The organism is Halalkalibacter sp. HAAS-P014 (assembly GCF_056619965.1).
On record NZ_JBWQTV010000006.1, the window covers coordinates 23,998 to 40,960 of the forward strand.

At 36.9% G+C, this 16,963-nt stretch carries 18 protein-coding genes; 7 read left to right on the forward strand and 11 right to left on the reverse strand.

All coding sequences use genetic code 11. The features are described 5' to 3' along the window. Positions 1-20 precede the first annotated feature (20 nt). The 3 genes from AC1FXZ_RS04895 to AC1FXZ_RS04905 all read right to left on the reverse strand — a co-directional run bounded on the left by AC1FXZ_RS04895 (position 21) and on the right by AC1FXZ_RS04905 (position 1,777). Positions 21-158 carry a hypothetical protein gene (locus AC1FXZ_RS04895; RefSeq protein WP_480051570.1) on the reverse strand — a complete coding sequence of 46 codons (138 nt, stop codon included), beginning with the start codon at positions 156-158 and terminating at the stop codon, positions 21-23. A 259-nt stretch (positions 159-417) separates the two neighbouring features. Continuing rightward, complete coding sequence (locus AC1FXZ_RS04900; protein ID WP_480051572.1) at positions 418-1,083, reverse strand: CpsD/CapB family tyrosine-protein kinase; 666 nt, start codon at positions 1,081-1,083, stop codon at positions 418-420. Continuing rightward, a complete protein-coding gene (locus tag AC1FXZ_RS04905) occupies positions 1,064-1,777 on the reverse strand; it encodes a YveK family protein (RefSeq protein WP_480051574.1) in 714 nt (237 codons plus the stop codon). The genes AC1FXZ_RS04900 and AC1FXZ_RS04905 overlap by 20 nt, the downstream gene beginning before the upstream one ends. Before the next feature lie 324 nt (positions 1,778-2,101). Between AC1FXZ_RS04905 and AC1FXZ_RS04910 the strand changes: the two genes are divergently transcribed. The 3 genes from AC1FXZ_RS04910 (at position 2,102) to AC1FXZ_RS04920 (ending at position 4,582) form a co-directional block, all read left to right on the forward strand. Next, entirely contained in the window at positions 2,102-2,920 is an 819-nt protein-coding gene (locus AC1FXZ_RS04910; RefSeq protein WP_480051576.1) for a UTP--glucose-1-phosphate uridylyltransferase, read from the forward strand. Between the two features lie 129 nt (positions 2,921-3,049). Continuing rightward, the gene (locus tag AC1FXZ_RS04915) at positions 3,050-3,532 is read left to right on the forward strand and encodes a YqeG family HAD IIIA-type phosphatase (RefSeq protein WP_480051578.1); all 483 of its coding nucleotides are present in this window, start codon (positions 3,050-3,052) and stop codon (positions 3,530-3,532) included. Between the two features lie 123 nt (positions 3,533-3,655). After that, on the forward strand, positions 3,656-4,582 hold the full coding sequence (locus AC1FXZ_RS04920) for a VanW family protein (RefSeq protein WP_480051580.1): 927 nt from the start codon (positions 3,656-3,658) through the stop codon (positions 4,580-4,582). 11 nt (positions 4,583-4,593) lie between these two features. Here the strand turns inward: AC1FXZ_RS04920 and AC1FXZ_RS04925 are convergent, their stop codons facing one another. The 3 genes from AC1FXZ_RS04925 to dacB form a co-directional block, all read right to left on the reverse strand. Then, entirely contained in the window at positions 4,594-5,688 is a 1,095-nt protein-coding gene (locus tag AC1FXZ_RS04925) for a hypothetical protein (RefSeq protein WP_480051582.1), read from the reverse strand. Positions 5,689-5,757: 69 nt separating this feature from the next. Beyond that, positions 5,758-6,018 (reverse strand): hypothetical protein, encoded by a 261-nt coding sequence (locus AC1FXZ_RS04930; protein ID WP_480051584.1) that lies wholly within the window; start codon positions 6,016-6,018, stop codon positions 5,758-5,760. Between the two features lie 81 nt (positions 6,019-6,099). Next, complete coding sequence (gene dacB / locus AC1FXZ_RS04935; protein ID WP_480051586.1) at positions 6,100-7,563, reverse strand: D-alanyl-D-alanine carboxypeptidase/D-alanyl-D-alanine endopeptidase; 1,464 nt, start codon at positions 7,561-7,563, stop codon at positions 6,100-6,102. A gap of 191 nt (positions 7,564-7,754) precedes the next feature. Here dacB and AC1FXZ_RS04940 point away from each other — a divergent pair, with 191 nt between their 5' ends. Both AC1FXZ_RS04940 and AC1FXZ_RS04945 read left to right on the forward strand, forming a co-directional pair. Then, the gene (locus tag AC1FXZ_RS04940; protein WP_480051588.1) at positions 7,755-8,009 is read left to right on the forward strand and encodes a DUF1292 domain-containing protein; all 255 of its coding nucleotides are present in this window, start codon (positions 7,755-7,757) and stop codon (positions 8,007-8,009) included. Positions 8,010-8,036: 27 nt separating this feature from the next. Then, complete coding sequence (locus AC1FXZ_RS04945; RefSeq protein ID WP_480051590.1) at positions 8,037-8,237, forward strand: hypothetical protein; 201 nt, start codon at positions 8,037-8,039, stop codon at positions 8,235-8,237. Between the two features lie 106 nt (positions 8,238-8,343). Here AC1FXZ_RS04945 and AC1FXZ_RS04950 read toward each other — a convergent pair whose 3' ends face one another. The 4 genes from AC1FXZ_RS04950 to AC1FXZ_RS04965 form a co-directional block, all read right to left on the reverse strand. Next, on the reverse strand, positions 8,344-8,826 hold the full coding sequence (locus tag AC1FXZ_RS04950; RefSeq protein WP_480051592.1) for a metal-dependent hydrolase: 483 nt from the start codon (positions 8,824-8,826) through the stop codon (positions 8,344-8,346). A 70-nt stretch (positions 8,827-8,896) separates the two neighbouring features. Then, complete coding sequence (gene parC / locus AC1FXZ_RS04955; protein WP_480051594.1) at positions 8,897-11,350, reverse strand: DNA topoisomerase IV subunit A; 2,454 nt, start codon at positions 11,348-11,350, stop codon at positions 8,897-8,899. Between the two features lie 2 nt (positions 11,351-11,352). Next, the gene (gene parE / locus AC1FXZ_RS04960; RefSeq protein ID WP_480051596.1) at positions 11,353-13,344 is read right to left on the reverse strand and encodes a DNA topoisomerase IV subunit B; all 1,992 of its coding nucleotides are present in this window, start codon (positions 13,342-13,344) and stop codon (positions 11,353-11,355) included. 281 nt (positions 13,345-13,625) lie between these two features. After that, the gene (locus tag AC1FXZ_RS04965; protein ID WP_480051598.1) at positions 13,626-14,039 is read right to left on the reverse strand and encodes a CoA-binding protein; all 414 of its coding nucleotides are present in this window, start codon (positions 14,037-14,039) and stop codon (positions 13,626-13,628) included. Between the two features lie 141 nt (positions 14,040-14,180). Between AC1FXZ_RS04965 and AC1FXZ_RS04970 the strand changes: the two genes are divergently transcribed. Both AC1FXZ_RS04970 and AC1FXZ_RS04975 read left to right on the forward strand, forming a co-directional pair. Further along, positions 14,181-15,491, forward strand: a complete 1,311-nt coding sequence (locus AC1FXZ_RS04970; protein ID WP_480051600.1) for a DUF2254 domain-containing protein — start codon at positions 14,181-14,183, stop codon at positions 15,489-15,491. A 141-nt stretch (positions 15,492-15,632) separates the two neighbouring features. Further along, entirely contained in the window at positions 15,633-15,758 is a 126-nt protein-coding gene (locus AC1FXZ_RS04975; protein ID WP_480051601.1) for a hypothetical protein, read from the forward strand. A gap of 116 nt (positions 15,759-15,874) precedes the next feature. On the opposite strand, the gene AC1FXZ_RS04980 is transcribed toward AC1FXZ_RS04975, so the two are convergent. Further along, positions 15,875-16,894, reverse strand: coding sequence for an LLM class flavin-dependent oxidoreductase (locus AC1FXZ_RS04980; RefSeq protein ID WP_480051602.1), 1,020 nt, complete (start codon positions 16,892-16,894; stop codon positions 15,875-15,877). Positions 16,895-16,963: the final 69 nt, after the last annotated feature.

Consider the following 16,963-nt stretch of genomic DNA (forward strand, 5'->3'; position numbering starts at 1 on the left):
TGTCTTCCTCCTTCCCCTTTCTATAATCGTAAGCTTCTTCGTTCAATCGCATAATCAATTAACTTTCTAATTTCTTCCAACTGTTCTTTCGAAGCATCTTGTTTAATGTATCTGACTGCTTTTTTGATTGATTTTGGAAATTTATCAATATCTTTCATGGATATCCCTCTCCTTTTCAATTAAAAACTTTATTCATTACTATTTATCTGGTAATGAATAAAATTTTCAATTGAATATTGGGCATCTAACCCACCCTCACACCACACTATTGATGACAAGCATCTAAGGTTTACAAAACCCACAGTATGACCGAGTACCTCCATCGATAACGGCAAGGAGACATCGCCAAATAATTAGTTATAGTTCTTAATAAAGAACAAATTAATCAAAAAAAGAAATGCTACACCTTTGTTCTTTTTAGAGAATCCCTTTAGATTTAGCATTAAAAATAACACCAAGTATCTTTGCATTAGAGAAACTTAACGATTTTTTCGCTTCAACAGCTAAATTATCTTCCGTTTTTCCGTTTCGAATAACCATTAGCGTTCCATCTGTCCGTGCTGCAATTGTATTTGTTTCATTATCAGTCAGAACAGGTGGAGCATCAATTAATACAAGATCATACATCTCTTTTGCTTTTTCAAGAAGATTATCCATCAACGTTGAACGAAATAATTTTTCTGCATTTAACGGAATCGGACCACTCGTGACCACATTTACTAGTGGAACTTCTGTATTATTAATCGCTTCTTCAAATAGTTTTTGCCCAATCAAGATATTTGTTAAACCAATTTTATTTTTGATTTTAAAAATTTGGTGAATGGCAGGTTTTTTCACATTTGCATCAATGACAAGAATCTTCCTGCCTCCTTGAGCTAATGCAATTGCCAAATTGGCTGTCGTGACCGATTTTCCTTCTCCATCACTAGGTGAAGTGATCAAGATCGAACGGCAATGGTTTTCTGTTATCGAAAACTCAATATTGTTCTTCATCAACTCAAACTCTTCAGCTATTTGAGAGTCGGGGTATTTATAAATAGTGTGGTATTTCTTTTTTATCAGATTAAGGAACAATCGTTTCACCTCGTAAAGACGGATTTGATTTCTTAGTATTCTGTTTGCTAAGAGATCGTTTATTCATTTTTGAAACAGTGCCTAAGACCGGAACTTCTAGGAGCTTTTCGATTTGGCGTTTAGAACGTAATCTGTTATCTAAGCTGTCTAGTAGAAAAACAAAACCAATACTTATAATAATGCCAAACGCAAAACCAATTTGTACGATTCGATTACTCGCTGGGTTAATGGGTGATGGATGCTCTTGAACGACTGCTTCAGAAAAAAGATCAACTCCATCAAAGTTTAAAAGCTCTACCACTTCTTTTTGATAGACACTTGCCACTGTATTTGCAATGAGTGTGGCTTGTTCTTGATTCCGATTAACCACTGTAATGGTAACAATTTGTGAACTATCAACCCTTGAAACGTTAATCTGGCCTCTTAATGCATCAACGCTGGCATTTAGCTGCAACTCTTCAATGACAGCTTCTAATACGGGTGGCTCAGTAATGACAACTCTTAAAGTATCGAAATAATTTGAGCTCTCATTAATCATAATTCTTGCTGTTGACTCATAAAGCGGCGTTGGTTTATTTAGGTGGTTATATAATGCTCCCGCACATGTTGTCATGACCGTAATCAATACTACAATCCAAAGGCGTTTTTTGATGACGTCATAAATCTTTTTCAGTTCAATTTCTTTATTCTTCCCTTGCTCCACCTAATTCACCTTCTTAATCATTTTAAGTTCTTAATAAAGCACAATAACACAAAAAAATAATAGTGTTTGAGTAAAGCAGAACTTCTGAACTAGTAATATAAACCGACATGTAACTCTTACAACTATTTTAGTTCTGTATAACGAACATGTCAATATCTTATTTGCAATTCCATGGAATTTGTTCATTAAAAAGAACAGGATCGTTCCTATTATTTTAATTACAATCTTCAATCCCCCATGGTATTCGCCTTTTTTAGGGAGGACAACTTTCTATTTTCTTCAAATTTTTTATACTATATAAACAGGGTAAAAGGAGGATTCAAAGTGCCTAAAATAAAAAAAGCCATCATACCGGCTGCAGGATATGGGACAAGAAGCCTACCTATCACAAAAGTATTACCGAAAGAGATGTTTCCGATCGGTGGCAAACCGGCTTTGCATTATATTGTAGAAGAAGCTGCCGAAGCTGGAATTGAAGAAGTATTGATTGTTTTATCGCGTAATAAAAATATGATAATCGACTATTTCGATCGGTCGTTAGAACTAGAAACTTTCTTACAAAAGAAGAATAAGATACACTTGTTAGAAAAGACCAAAACGCCTAATGTTAAAATATATTATATTCGCCAACCTTTTGCGATGGGTCTAGGCGATGCTATTCTACAGGGGAAGCAGTTTGTTGGAGACGAGCCTTTTGCTGTTCTTCTACCAGATGACATTTTTTTATATGATAAAAACCCCCCTCTGAATGAGTTACTCGCAACGTTTAACCAATATAGAGCTAGTACTTTAGCATTAAAATATGTCGCGACTGAAGCATTATCCAACTATGGTGTTGTTAAAGAAAAAAAAATCTCTAGTTCGATTAGGCAAATTGTCGATATTATTGAAAAACCACAGCACTCTCCTCCTTCTAACTTAGCCGTTATTGGAAGGTATATTCTAACACCCGCCATTTTTGCGATGCTAGAACAAACTCCACTTGGAGCAGGAGAAGAGCTTCAATTAACGGACGCGATAAAAATGTTATTAAGCAGCCAAAAAGGATTTGGTCATATTGTATCTTCTGAACGTTTTGATATCGGTGTAGAAAATGAATATGTCAACCTTGTACAAAAGATGCATCAAAATAGCAATGATTAAATTGGATGGGAGTTTCCCTCCCATTACAATTTCTTAAAGTATTCAGCTTCAACTAGTAAACATCTCTCTAATATTTTGCTAAAATGAATTGAGATAGAATACATAAAACATAAAGGCAGTGGATAATAAATGCAATATTTCAAACCCGATTTTGAACTCCAGCATTTTTCAGAAATAACAGAAGAATGGTTGGAACAAAACAATATTAAGACCATTTTTTCCGACTTAGATAGTACATTAGCTAGCCATGATCGTCCCCCTAGCGAGGATTTAAGAAATTGGATAAGTATGCTTAAGAAAAAAGAAGTTACATTGGTTATTGCTTCGAATAATAGCCAGGGTAGGGTTGATCGCTTTTGCGAACCTTTTGAAATCATTGGATTTGGTAGATGCAAAAAGCCTGCAGCTTCTGAAGTTCAAAGGCATATGCATTCAATAGGGGCTAAAAGAGAAACAAGTTTATTTTTAGGAGATCAATTATTCACTGATGTCTGGTGTGGAAAACGTGTAGGAATGAGAACAGCCTTGGTAAAACCAATTGGACAAGAACATGAACCAATTCAGATTGTTTTTAAGCGTAAGATGGAAAATTGGGTTAAAACTAGATGGTAAACGATTAAAAGAAGTATGTTTTAGGTACTGTTGAAAAAATTTCAATAGTGCCTTTTTTACTTATCTAAACCACATGAAATGGACCTTCCTTACTCATACTAAGTTTAGGAGGTATACTAGCTCATGGTACATATTTGTTTGTCTATTTTCATGCTCTTTTTCCCGATAACTGAACTAGAAGATGACTTAACTATTTCATTCGATGGTCAACCAATCGCCAAAGTGAATAGGTCTGAGTTTATAGAAGAAACTTTGGGCAAAGAAGTCATTGATGTTGAAAAATATCTTCATTTTGAAACCCTCATTGAACAACAAACCTACCAACCTCCCGTCAACGCGAGAATCGATAAATTTGGTCAAATCGTTGGCGAACAAGTTGGTTACCAACTGAACCGTCAAAAATTTAAGAAGATTTTTTATCAATACTATTACAATAATGGTCCTGTCGTTGTTGAAGTGCCCAGACAAACAATTCACCCTCGTGTTGACAGTGAACTTCTCTCAAATATACGGCTGCAACGCATAGGTCAATATGTGACGTATTTTAATCGACGTAACAAGCAGCGCTCGCATAATATTGCACTTGCTACAGAAGCGATCAACAACCAAGTTGTCTTCCCTGGTGAAACGTTTTCTTTTAATGAAATAGTAGGAAAGCGTACGAAAGAACGAGGTTATTTACCTGCACCTGTAATCGTTAGGGGTGAATTATCAGAAGGGATTGGTGGAGGAATTTGCCAAGTATCTTCTACGCTATACAATGCTGTCGATCATGCCGGCTTAGAAATTATCGAGCGTTACTCTCATAGCAGACGTGTTCCCTATGTGCCAAGTGGGCGAGACGCGACTGTAAGCTGGTATGGCCCTGATTTTGTTTTTCGCAATAAATTGAATCAGCCGATTTTGTTGCAGGCCAAAATTTACGGTGGGCAAATGAGTGTGATTGTACTTTCTTCTGACTTAGTTGATTATGAACAACGAAGAGTTCCTGGTGCACCTCACAAACTTCCAAAAGAAATAAACCTAGAAGAAGAGGTTGACTCACAATAAGTCAACCTCTTCTATCGTTCCAACGGAATCCCTTCTAACTCCCATTCACTTGTTAGCCCATTTCGTTTAACTCGAAACGTATAATGCGATGTCACTTCCCTTTCACCCTTTTTTTTGATTATAAAGGATAGAGGTACTTCATAAAGAAGTGGAGCATTAATGGTAGGATAATTTTTTTTCTTTACTAATCGAATGGATTCTACTTCCTCAATGAGTTTCTTACTCTCACCATCCTGATCGTCGTAAATCAACTGAAGTAAATCAAGGTCTTGTTGGTTTAGTGCTATTAGAAATAATTCAACAATATGATTAGGTGGTAATTGTTTTACATATGGTATAAGTTTGCCACCAGCTTTATGAACCATAACTTGATGCGAAAGGTCAACACTTTTTGAGCGATGTGTTGTGCTACCTAAGTAATGAATGCAAAAGTGACCAGGAAAATTGTTTGCTAAAGCTCCTCCTCCATGGGGCATCCCGTGCATAGATGCAGCAAATATTTCTCCATCATAGTGAACTAAAATAGCTCGCCTCTTCCAGCTCCATTTCCCATCGTAAATTTCTTTCATAATTTTTGTATCTTTAGTCGTTAATGGTTGGACATCAGCATGACTGCTACCAGCTCGCCGCTGCGCCTCAAAACGAAGACCTGTTTCAACATCAGTAATAGTGAAACTACTATAACGTGGAATACGTTCATCTATTTCTTCCCACGTGTAAAGCTTACCAAAATGTTGATTGTCCAATCCTTTAAAATAACGAATTAACTTATTTTTTATTTTTTGGTCTATCTCAAGCTTTTGTTTATTTTGAACATCATACAGCTCATTTTTGATATCCATCGCAAGTATTCTTACCTTTCCCCGATCTTCAAACAACACATAAAAGTTAGTCGGTGGAACATCAGATACTGGTTTCACTTGATCTGCCTGATAGAAAGCTTCAACGATGGTAGGAGATTTGATTTTCAGTACGGTCTGATGTAACGATTGACTTGAGGACTTCACAATTAAAGAAACTTGTCCATTTTCTTCAGCAACGCTGGCGTTGGGTAAACCTATGCAAAACGTAATCAGCAAAAATAAGCTTAGTAGTAATTTTTTCATTTCTTTAACTCCTGTTTATTTTATTAAATTTTTTTCTCGCCACTAGTTTTCATAAACAGGATAATCAAGTTATTCCTTACTATGATCTAACTGCTCAACCCTTGCTGGGTTAAACAACGAACTTGTAACAGTTTGGTCTTGTTCGTTTGGAGCATTATCCATGTACTCTTGTAGCTCCTCCTCAATTTTTTTAAGATCATCTTCAACTAACGTTGTTAATTGATTTTCTGCTTTTAATTGTTCTAACTTTACCTCGAGCATCTTCTTAGTTTCCATTAGTACATATACATTTTCTAGCTTTTCAAAATATGTTAACGGTTGATATTCCATTACAACCTCCTTAAACATTCAAAGATCTAATTTTAGATAATATTTATAATTCCTCAACAGCAAAAAAGCTATTCTAATCACTTACAAATCAAGTAACTTTAATACCAATTGATCTTCTAACTCTTTTGCTTTTGTTTCGTCAAGTACATTGTTTTGAATAATTGAAAAAATAAGCAACTCGCCACTACTTGTCTCCACATAACCAGCTAAGGAACTTACGGTACTTATCGTCCCTGTTTTGGCTCTTATTTTTCCTTTCGCCTCCAAACTACTCATTCTCGATTGCAAGGTTCCTTTTTCCATTCTACTTATTCCACCTGCAGTTGGCAGTGAATCATGAAATACGGAGAACCACGGGCATGATTGAACTAAATATAAAATTTTTGAAAGTTGATTTGCTTGAACTAAATTTACATGTGAAATACCTGATCCATCCCGGATAACCATCATTTCCGGTTCGAGTCCAAAAGAATGTAGCTGATCTTCTATTACCTCTAATCCTTTTTGCCAACTGCCTTCGTTCTTCACTACTTTTCCCATTTCTTTTACAAACGTTTCTGCATGACCGTTATTACTCAATTTCATAAATGGAATTAAAAGTTCAGATAAAGGGATAGACTGATGTTTTACTAATTGTGTGGTCTCATCTGGGGTAAGCCCTCTTCTAACTTTTCCTAACAGTTTAATCCCATTTTCTCTTAAAGCTTCCTGAAAAAGATGAAGCGTATAATCGGTTGGCTCCCAAACACTTACCCGATAGGTTTTCTTTTTTGAACCAATCGGAATTTCACCAGAAACGACTACCGTATTGTTACCATGTTCTCTTTTAACAGTAATATCTTCTTCTTCTACATTCGCTGGAACTGTCACTGTTTTATTAACAATAGTGACGTAATCAATTGGTATACTTGATGAGATTAGTCCCCTTTCGTTTATTTTTTGACTAGGACTTAATTCGAACTTTATTGTACCTGCATCATAATCCATATCAGGTGCGAACGTTAATGCCGAAATCGCAGAACCATAATTCATGGTCTCATCGCTCCAAGGGAGATCAATGGAATACCGGACATCATCATACCAAGTGTCATCTCCGACCAGATCACCACGGATCATTTTTACACCTTTTTGCTTAAGAGCAGCAACCATTTCATCGATATCTTCTTTTAATAGCGTAGGGTCTCCTTTTCCTCGAACAAAAAGGTTTCCATTTAATACCTTCCACTTAATTCTCCCGTCTGTTCGTAATTCAGTTTCGAATGTATAGTCCTCTCCTAAAACCTCTAATGCGGCAACAGCTGTAAGTACTTTCATATTCGAAGCCGGACGTAATCGTTTTGAACCAGCATATTCATACAACAACTTTCCCGTCTCTGCAGACCGAATGCTTATACTGGCTTGACCACCATTTAAATTAGCATCATTTTCAATTAGACGGTTAAGCTCTTGTGTCACATTATCCATTTGGATAGCTGCATGAATGGTGGGTGTATACAAAAAGACAGCAGTTAACAAAGTGACTAAAACATAGCAAACCTCACGCATAATTTATTCCTCTTTTCTATTCTTTAACTTATTTTTGGGGTTGTACCATTTGATATTAGTTAGTATGTAAAATGAAGAATCAACCAATTCAAATTAAAAATAAACGATGTATTTCAGGGAAGATTATAAAATGTACGTAGGTATACTAAACGTACGAGGAGACAAAGCCCAAATATGGAAGGTGACCTATCATGGAGTCAGAAGAACTAAGAGATAAAATCACAATTGAAGACGAGAGTGGAGCGACGAAAGATTATTCGGTCGAAGCGTTATTTGATATGGAAGAAAACTCTTATGCCCTTTTGACTTCTGGCGATGAAACTGTCGTTATGAGAATAGAAGAAGAAGAAAATGATCAGTACCTTGTAGGAATAAGCGATCCAAATGAAAGAGATTCAATTTTACAAGCATATGAGATAGCTGTTGAAGCGAACCCTGCTGAATAACCTTAATGTCAAAGTGAGGTGATTGCAATGCCAAATGAAGAGAGTGGCGTGAGAGAACATGTTCGAATGGGCCAAGGAGGAACAATGGGCTTATTTGGTTTAACAGGTCCTGATGAAATCGCTGATTATAAGTTAACCTCTAAAAAAGCAACAACAGGACAAATTGATAAAGAGTACGATGGTGCCACAGTTACATCAAAAGAAACATCTCAACGGACAGGCCAGTAAAAGACAAGACTACACTTCCCATCATAGGTAGTGTAGTCTTGCTCGTTGGGTTTATTAACTTTTAAAATTCCAAAATAACTACGGTAAATGAAATTATAAGTCCTCTTTAAATAGGCAATAGTAAAAATATCGTTACAGCAATGAGTACTGTGTTGACTAGCGTTTCACCAATTAAAGAGCCTGTTTTTACGTAAACCGGCGTGCGCACTTTCCATTTTAATGGATAAAATAATTTAACACCTTGTGGAGTCATTGCATCAAGGATAATATGACTGCCAACACCTGTTAGCAACCCTAATTGCAGCGCGCCTATCCAAGGATATTGCAATTGGTCCGTAAGTAGGTAAAGTGCAAAAAGAAATAATAAGCTATGACTGAGCGACCGATGGCCAAAAACTTTGCTGAACACCGTTGATAATAAAGGCAGTCTCCTTCCAATCATTGAATTGGGATGGCAAATATCGGGGATGATTGCACCAACTATAGCTCCACTATAAAATAAGACTGGATCAGTAATGGTTAAATTAAATTGGTTTTCTATAATAACGGCTGCCGTTATACCACCAATGATATGTGTAGTTCCTTTCATGAAGCTTCCCCTTTTTAGTTTACATAATATTATTACTGTAATTCGGTTTTATTTTAAAAAACTGATGAGTTTAATCCTCATCAGTTTTTTGTGTAGTATCAATCTCTTCTCGTACTTCTAAGACTTCCCCAGCACTTGTAACATCAATGATGAACGATCCGTTGTTATAGCGATCACTGTTCTTATAACTAGAAGCTTCAATGTGTTCCATTTGTCCTTTTGCCGTAACAACAACAAATTGACCGTTGGATTTTTTAACCTTTTTACAAGCGATCACTCGATGTGGGTTGGACTTTAACTCTCGTAACATCACAAGCCCACGTTTCGCTCTATTTGATTTATCAAACTCCGTAATTGATATTTTCTTTACAGCTCCTCGCTGTGTAACAATGATAAACTCTACTTTTTTCTCAACCTTAGAAAACGTTGAAGCGTCAACAACGTAATCCTCTTCTTTTAAATTAATGCCTTTTACACCCGCTGCTCTTTGCCCAACTAAATTAATTTCATCTTCATTTAACCACAAGCCAAAACCAAGGTGAGTAGCAATAAATAAATCTTCATTACCGTCCGTTAACATTACAGATACTACTTCATCGTCACCTTTTAACTTCAACGCCATTAGAGGTTTTGAATAGCGTTGTGCTTGATAAAGAGATAGTTGCGACCTCTTAGCCATTCCATTTTTCGTGATAAAAAGTAGCGATAATTCTTCTTTAAATTCTTTGATTGACATTGCTTTTACAATTTCATCATCTGAATTGTACCCACTTACAAGATTAGCCACATGCTGTCCATTTTCTTTCCATCTAATATCAGGAAGTTGATGAACCGGAATATATAAATAATTTCCGGATCTCGTAAATAAGATCAATGTTTCAGTCGTATTCATTTCAAAATGGGTAAGAAGATAATCTCCTTCTTTCATTCCAGGGTCTTCCCCATTTGAGGCTGTATATGAACGAATACTAGTACGCTTAACATATCCCTCTTTTGTCACCGTTACCATAACATCTTCCGAAGCAATTAACACTTCCATATTGATTTTGATTTCTTCTATTTCTTTTTTAATCACTGTACGTCTTGGATCTGCAAACTGCTTTTTAATTGCTAGTAAATCCTTTTTAATAACTTGAATAAGCTTCTTTTCACTTGCAAGGATAGCTTCTAATTCATGGATACGACGTTCAAGTTCTGCAGCCTCTTCTTCAAGAGTTGTAATATCAGTATTGGTTAACCGATAAAGCTGCAAGGTAACAATAGCCTCAGCTTGAGCTTCTGTAAAATCATATTTGGCTATTAAATTATCTTTCGCATCTTTTTTATCTTTTGATCCACGGATTGTACTAATCACTTCATCTAGGATAGAAATGGCTTTGATGAGCCCTTGCACTATGTGCTGACGGTCGAGAGCTTTTTTAAGATCGTATTTTGCTCGCCTTGTAGCGACCAATTTTTGATGTTCAATATATGCTTGAATTAATTCTTGGAGGCCCATTAACTTAGGAGCTTTATTTGCAATTGCTACCATATTAAAATTATATGTAACTTGTAAATCAGTATTTTTAAGTAAATAGTTTAATATGGCCGTAGCATCTGCTTCTTTTTTTAGCTCAACGACGATACGCAATCCTGTACGGTCTGTGTCATCTCTTACCTCAGCAATTCCATCTACTTTTTTATCAAAGCGAAGCTCATCCATCTTCTTCACTAAATTGGATTTTACAACTTCATATGGTATTTCTGTAATGACGATTTGTTCACGACCACCCCGAAGTTCTTGTACCTCCGTTTTTGAACGCACAATCACTTTCCCTTTTCCTGTCCGATATGCTTGTCGAATTCCATCGATACCTTGAACAATACCACCGGTTGGAAAATCGGGTCCTTTGACAACCTCAAGTAAATCATCGAGCGTCGTGTTCGGCTTTTCCATTTGCATAATCACACCATCAATAATCTCGCCCAAGTGATGTGGTGGAATATCTGTTGCATACCCGGAAGAAATACCTGTAGAACCGTTTACTAATAAATTAGGAAACATTGCTGGCAAAACGACTGGTTCATCCTCTGAATCATCAAAGTTAGGGATGAAATCAACCGTTTCGCGATCGATGTCACGTAATAGCTGAGATGCTATTTTGGATAACCGTGCTTCAGTATAACGCATCGCAGCAGGTGGGTCACCATCAATAGATCCATTATTACCGTGCATATCAACCAAAAGATTACGTACCTTCCACTCTTGACTCATACGGATCATCGCCTCATACACTGAGGAATCTCCGTGTGGATGATAGTTCCCGATAACATTACCAACGGTTTTGGCTGATTTACGGAAAGGTTTATCCGCTGTGTTTCCATCCTTGAACATGGCATATAAAATTCGACGCTGAACTGGCTTCAAACCATCTCTTGCATCAGGTAATGCACGCTCTTGAATGATATATTTACTGTAGCGACCAAAACGGTCGCCAATGACTTCTTCTAAGGGAAGGTCTAAGTAACGCTCTGTTTGTGCCAAGCTTACTCCTCCTCAATGATTGCTAAGTTTTCATTTTCTAAGATGTTTGAGTCTTCTTCCATTCCAAATGCAACGTGAGACTCAATCCATTTACGTCTAGGTTCTACCTTATCCCCCATCAATGTTGTTACACGCTTCTCTGCACGCGCTGCATCGTCGAGCTTTACTCTGATTAGGGTTCTTGTCTCTGGGTCCATTGTCGTCTCCCAAAGCTGAGTTGCATTCATTTCACCTAGCCCTTTATAACGTTGTAATGTATACCCACGCCCAACTTTTTTTATCGCTTTATCTAATTCGCGTTCATCCCAAGCATATTCAATTACTTCTTTTTTTCCACTGCCTCTACTTACCTTATAAAGAGGGGGCAATGCGATATATATCTTCCCAGAATCAAACAACGGACGCATATACCGGTAAAAGAACGTGAGCAAAAGTACTTGAATATGGGCACCATCTGTATCTGCATCAGTCATAATTACAATTTTATCATAATTAACATCGTCCAAATTGAAATCAGAACCTACTCCAGCACCAATCGTATGGATGATCGTACGGATTTCTTCGTTTTTCATAATATCCTCAAGCTTAGCCTTCTCAGTATTAATGACTTTACCACGTAATGGCAGAACGGCTTGGAACTTACGATCACGGCCTTGTTTCGCAGAGCCTCCAGCAGAGTCTCCCTCAACTAAGTACAGTTCATTTCGATGTGGATTTTTTGATTGAGCAGGTGTAAGCTTACCACTCAAGAGAACATCTCTTCGCTTACTTTTCTTCCCGTTTCGCGCATCTTCCCGAGCTTTTCTCGCTGCTTCCCTAGCCTGTTGTGCTTTCAGTGCTTTTTTGATTAGCATGGAACTTACGTCTGGATTTTCTTCAAAGAAATAAGACAACTTTTCTGATACAACGCTATCCACGGCAGATCGTGCTTCTGAGGTTCCTAGTTTTCCTTTAGTTTGCCCTTCAAATTGAAGCTTCTCTTCAGGAACTCGGACAGAGATGATCGAAGTGAAACCTTCACGAATATCTGAACCATCTAAATTCTTATCCTTTTCTTTTACTATTTTCGCTTTCCTAGCATATTCGTTTACCGCTCGAGTCATTGCAGTTTTGGCACCAAGTTCATGCGTTCCTCCATCTTTTGTCCGAACATTGTTGACAAAGGAAAGCACATTTTCTGTATAGCCATCGTTAAATTGAAAAGCAAACTCCACTTCGATGTTATTTTGTTCACCTGAAAAAAAGACAACAGGGCATAATGTTTCTTTATCCTCATTTAAATATTCCACGAACGCCTCTATACCATTTTCAAAGCAGAATTCTTGTTTTGAACCTTCTCCTCGTAAATCAACTAATTCTATACTAAGTCCTTTTAATAAAAATGCAGCTTCACGTAGTCGCTCTGTTAATGTTTCACTGTTGTATGCTATCGCATTAAAAATAGTTGGATCTGGTTTAAAATGAATCGTCGTACCAGATTTACGCGTTTTGCCTGTTTTTTCAAGGGTCGTAACTGGTTTGCCTCCATTTTCAAAACGTTGCTTATAAATGTGACCGTCCCGTTTAATTTCAACAACTAACCATTCCGATAACGCATTCACGACTGAAGCCCCAACACCGTGAAGACCGCCACTTGTTGCATAGCCTCCTTGCCCAAACTTCCCACCGGCATGAAGAACCGTAAGAATTACTTCAGGTGTTGGCTTCCCCGATTTGTGTATCCCTGTTGGCATTCCTCGTCCTTCATCACTAACAGAAATACTGTTGTCACGATGAACTGTAACATTTATGTAAGATCCGTGTCCTGCTAAGGCTTCGTCAACGGAATTATCTACTATTTCATATACAAGGTGATGGAGACCACGCGCATCTGTACTACCAATGTACATCCCCGGACGCTTCCTTACAGCCTCAAGACCTTCTAATACTTGTATTGCATCATCGTTATAATCCAAATGTTGTTTCTTAGCCAAAGTTGCTACTCCTTTCAACATGCCACTATTACATTGTAGCATAAACGAACAAGCGTTTCTATTTCTCTAACACTGTTGCTTAATCTATTGTAGCGATAATTTCAGTATTCGCAACCTCTTTTCCAACCACCGTGCATTTCGTTGTTTAATTCGACAGAAAAAGGAGTTGATACAAAAGGGGTATGTATATAGCCTTTTACATCAACTCAAACAAACAAATCAAGAAGCTACAAGTACGTAATAAGAAAACCCATATCCTTAGGATGAGGACCTTTTACGTATTTAAAAGCCTCTACAACTTTTTACTTCCACTTTGCATGTTCAACTTTTATGCATCGATTCATTACCGTCTTAATTCCATTATCTTTTAGCATTTTATATGCTTCCTCATTTTCTACACCTAGTTGCGCCCAAAAAGCTTTTGCTCCAACTTCAATCGTTTCCTTCGCAACTTCTGGAAGGTGTTCACTTCTTCTAAACACATTTACAATGTCAATTTCTCCATCAATTTCCTTTAAAGAACCTACTGCCTTCACTCCAAGCACTTCATCAACAACAGGATTAACAGGAATAATTTCATAGCCAGCCTTTTGCATGGCTTCTGTTACCATATACGACGTTCGTTCTGGATTTGAAGAAAGACCGACCACCGCAATTCTTTTACTTTCTTGAAGCATTTGTTTAATTTCTTCATTACTAGGATTTTGAATACTCAAATCGCTCACTCCCCTAATTAGATCACTTACCTTTTCAGCATGATCCTTATCTATTCCTGCAATAACAGGAAAGAAATGTTTAATTTCATTTTTCAAGCAGAAACTATTGATATGAATATGTAGTATAGGAGGACACAAATTATGAAAATTCGTCCAGCCTTGCTGATGTTACGATCATATTTTTGGTTTATTCCTGCTTTGTACGGAGCAGGTTCCATTATATTAGCAAGTATCAGTATTGTACTTGATTCATCTGTCAACCACAGTTTTTTCCCTGCTTTTCTCACCGTTGACTTAAACTTAGCTCATAGATTATTAAGTACAATAACATCCTCATTGTTAACAATGACAACTATTTCATTTTCAACCATAATGGTCGTCCTTACCACCTATTTGTCACAATTTTCTCCACGGACAATGCAAGATTTTTTAACAGATAAACATACACAAAGAATTCTTGGTGTATTTATTGGTGGATTCGTGTATTCATTAGTCTTATTGCTATTAATGAACGAGTCTAATAAGCAATTTCTATTTATCTCCCCTACATTAGCTGTTATATATGCATTGATTTGTGTTGGTTTTTTTGTTTTCTTCGTTCACCACGTTGGAAGATGGATCCAAGTAAGCAATTTAATCCATCATATCACCAAAAATACGATTGATACAATTCATGATAACTATTTAGATAACAACAAGGAGGCTCCTGATGAACCGTGGAAAGATTGGGAAAGTGAAGAGTTAAACTTAGTAGAACCAACCTATCTTCACGCTAAGAAATCAGGTTACTTACTAGTCATTGAGTTAGAAGAATTAGTAAAAAGAGCAAGTAAGGATGAAATTATCATAAAAATTGAAGTAGGTCTTGGTGACTATGTTGAAGAAGGAACAAGCTTTTTGTCTTTTTGGGGTAGCACACAACATGTTAATGTTGAGCTTTACCATCGTTTATTTCATGTCGGCGATGAACGAGCAACGATTCAAGATATTGATTTCGGGCTTACAAAACTAGTAGAAATTACGTTACGAGCCCTTTCACCAGGGACAAATGATCCCAATACCGCGATAAGTGGTATCCGAGCCCTTGCAAGAATTTTAACTATATTAGCTAAAAAGAACCTTCATCGTTCCTATTATAATGACGAACATGAAAGTCTTCGTGTTATTGTCAGGCAAAGACATTTCGAAGATTACCTTTATCGTTGCTATTACCAAATCCGCCATTATGGAATTGAGGATATATCAGTAGTTGCTGCAATGATCGAATCGTTACAATACATTGCCTCGCAAAATGATAGAAGAACAAAGGACATGATTTGGAAATTCTCAACATATATTCAACAAGGGATAAAAAAGGAATCCTTATTGGATCTTGATAGAACATTTTTAAACGAAAAGTTACAGCAATTAGCCGTTTATACAGAGCATACAAAAGATTATCACCATCTATAATTAAACAACTTAAAACGAAATCACCTCACTATTTGAAAGAATTCTATTGATTATTAACATATATAGCTTTTAGAGCTCATATAATTGGACAAATGAGTGATAAACTCTATTTAATTAAAACAATGATCGGTGGTGCTTATTTTGAAGATTATTTCTTGGTATGCTCATAAAGAGACTAAAAATGATAAGAAAAATGACAAAGCATTAGAAAAGCCAGCACTAAAAGATATGTTTAAAATAAAGAAAAATGATCGGGAAAATAAATAACCAAATAGTACGCAAAAGGTCTAATCTCCCCTACTTCTGAGATTAGACCTTTTTTTATGTTGTAATAAAGCTTGTCTCCTAAATAGTATCACACCTACAAGAAACAACCTCTTTTATTAACTCTTCCATATATCTGCTACTATTTTAAATGAGCGTAAACGGTCTTGATGATGATACATATGGCTGTTCAATATAAATTCATCTGCTCGTGTTTCATCCAAAAAAGAGTGGAACTTTTCTTTAACCACATTAGCATTTCCAATAATCGATGATCGTAATTGTTGCTCTACTACCTCTTTTTCATAGGTCGTCCAAATATCATCCATTGTCTCAACAGGAGGGTCTAATGGTGCAGGACGTCCTCTTAATCGATTTAAAATACGCTGCTTGTGAGAGGTTGCTATTTTTTGCGCTTGTTCGTCCGAATCCGCTGCGATAACATTGACTCCCACCATAACATAGGGTTTTTCTAGTACAGCAGATGGTTTGAAATTGTTTCGATATAACTCTAATGCTCCAAGAGTATTGTCTGGTGAGAAATGGCTTGCAAATGCAAATGGTAATCCTAACTCAGCTGCAAGTTGAGCACTAAAGCCACTTGATCCAAGTAACCAAATCGGTATGTTTAGCCCTTCACCTGGAATGGCTCTCACACTAGGGTTTTCAACTATTGGTTGAAAGAAAGATCGTAGTTCTTCTAAATCTGCTGGAAAATCATGCCCAAAACGTTTATCTCTTCGAAGGGCTTGCACCGTTGTCTGATCGGTCCCAGGTGCTCTTCCTAATCCTAGGTCAATTCGTCCAGGATAGAGCGATTCTAACGTTCCAAACTGTTCAGCTACCATTAAAGGAGCATGGTTAGGTAGCATAATCCCACCCGATCCAACCCGAATCTTCGACGTTCCTTGTGCAACATACCCAATTAAAACAGTTGTTGCCGAACTAGCAATACCAGGCATGTTATGATGCTCAGCTAGCCAGTAACGATGAAATCCCAAATTCTCAACATGCTTTGCTAAATCTAAAGTGTTTTTAAATGAATTTGTAGGGCTTCCGCCTTGGACAATAGGTACAAGGTCAAGAACAGATAACTTTATATCTTTAAGTTCCCTACGTTTAGAATTTTGATTAAGCATATATTCCTCCTTCAATTATCTCTCCTAGGTATCTTACAGTTGAAGCTAACGCATTACCTTTATTTTAGC

Coding starts and splice junctions, on each gene's coding strand:
- AC1FXZ_RS04930 (WP_480051584.1), bottom strand. CDS start 6,018: ATGGAATATCAACCGTTAACATATTTTGAAAAGCTAGAAAATGTATAT.
- AC1FXZ_RS04950 (WP_480051592.1), bottom strand. CDS start 8,826: ATGAAAGGAACTACACATATCATTGGTGGTATAACGGCAGCCGTTATT.
- AC1FXZ_RS04920 (WP_480051580.1), top strand. CDS start 3,656: ATGGTACATATTTGTTTGTCTATTTTCATGCTCTTTTTCCCGATAACT.
- AC1FXZ_RS04925 (WP_480051582.1), bottom strand. CDS start 5,688: ATGAAAAAATTACTACTAAGCTTATTTTTGCTGATTACGTTTTGCATA.
- parE (WP_480051596.1), bottom strand. CDS start 13,344: ATGTTGAAAGGAGTAGCAACTTTGGCTAAGAAACAACATTTGGATTAT.
- AC1FXZ_RS04895 (WP_480051570.1), bottom strand. CDS start 158: ATGAAAGATATTGATAAATTTCCAAAATCAATCAAAAAAGCAGTCAGA.
- dacB (WP_480051586.1), bottom strand. CDS start 7,563: ATGCGTGAGGTTTGCTATGTTTTAGTCACTTTGTTAACTGCTGTCTTT.
- AC1FXZ_RS04915 (WP_480051578.1), top strand. CDS start 3,050: ATGCAATATTTCAAACCCGATTTTGAACTCCAGCATTTTTCAGAAATA.
- AC1FXZ_RS04940 (WP_480051588.1), top strand. CDS start 7,755: ATGGAGTCAGAAGAACTAAGAGATAAAATCACAATTGAAGACGAGAGT.
- AC1FXZ_RS04945 (WP_480051590.1), top strand. CDS start 8,037: ATGCCAAATGAAGAGAGTGGCGTGAGAGAACATGTTCGAATGGGCCAA.
- AC1FXZ_RS04980 (WP_480051602.1), bottom strand. CDS start 16,894: ATGCTTAATCAAAATTCTAAACGTAGGGAACTTAAAGATATAAAGTTA.
- AC1FXZ_RS04970 (WP_480051600.1), top strand. CDS start 14,181: ATGAAAATTCGTCCAGCCTTGCTGATGTTACGATCATATTTTTGGTTT.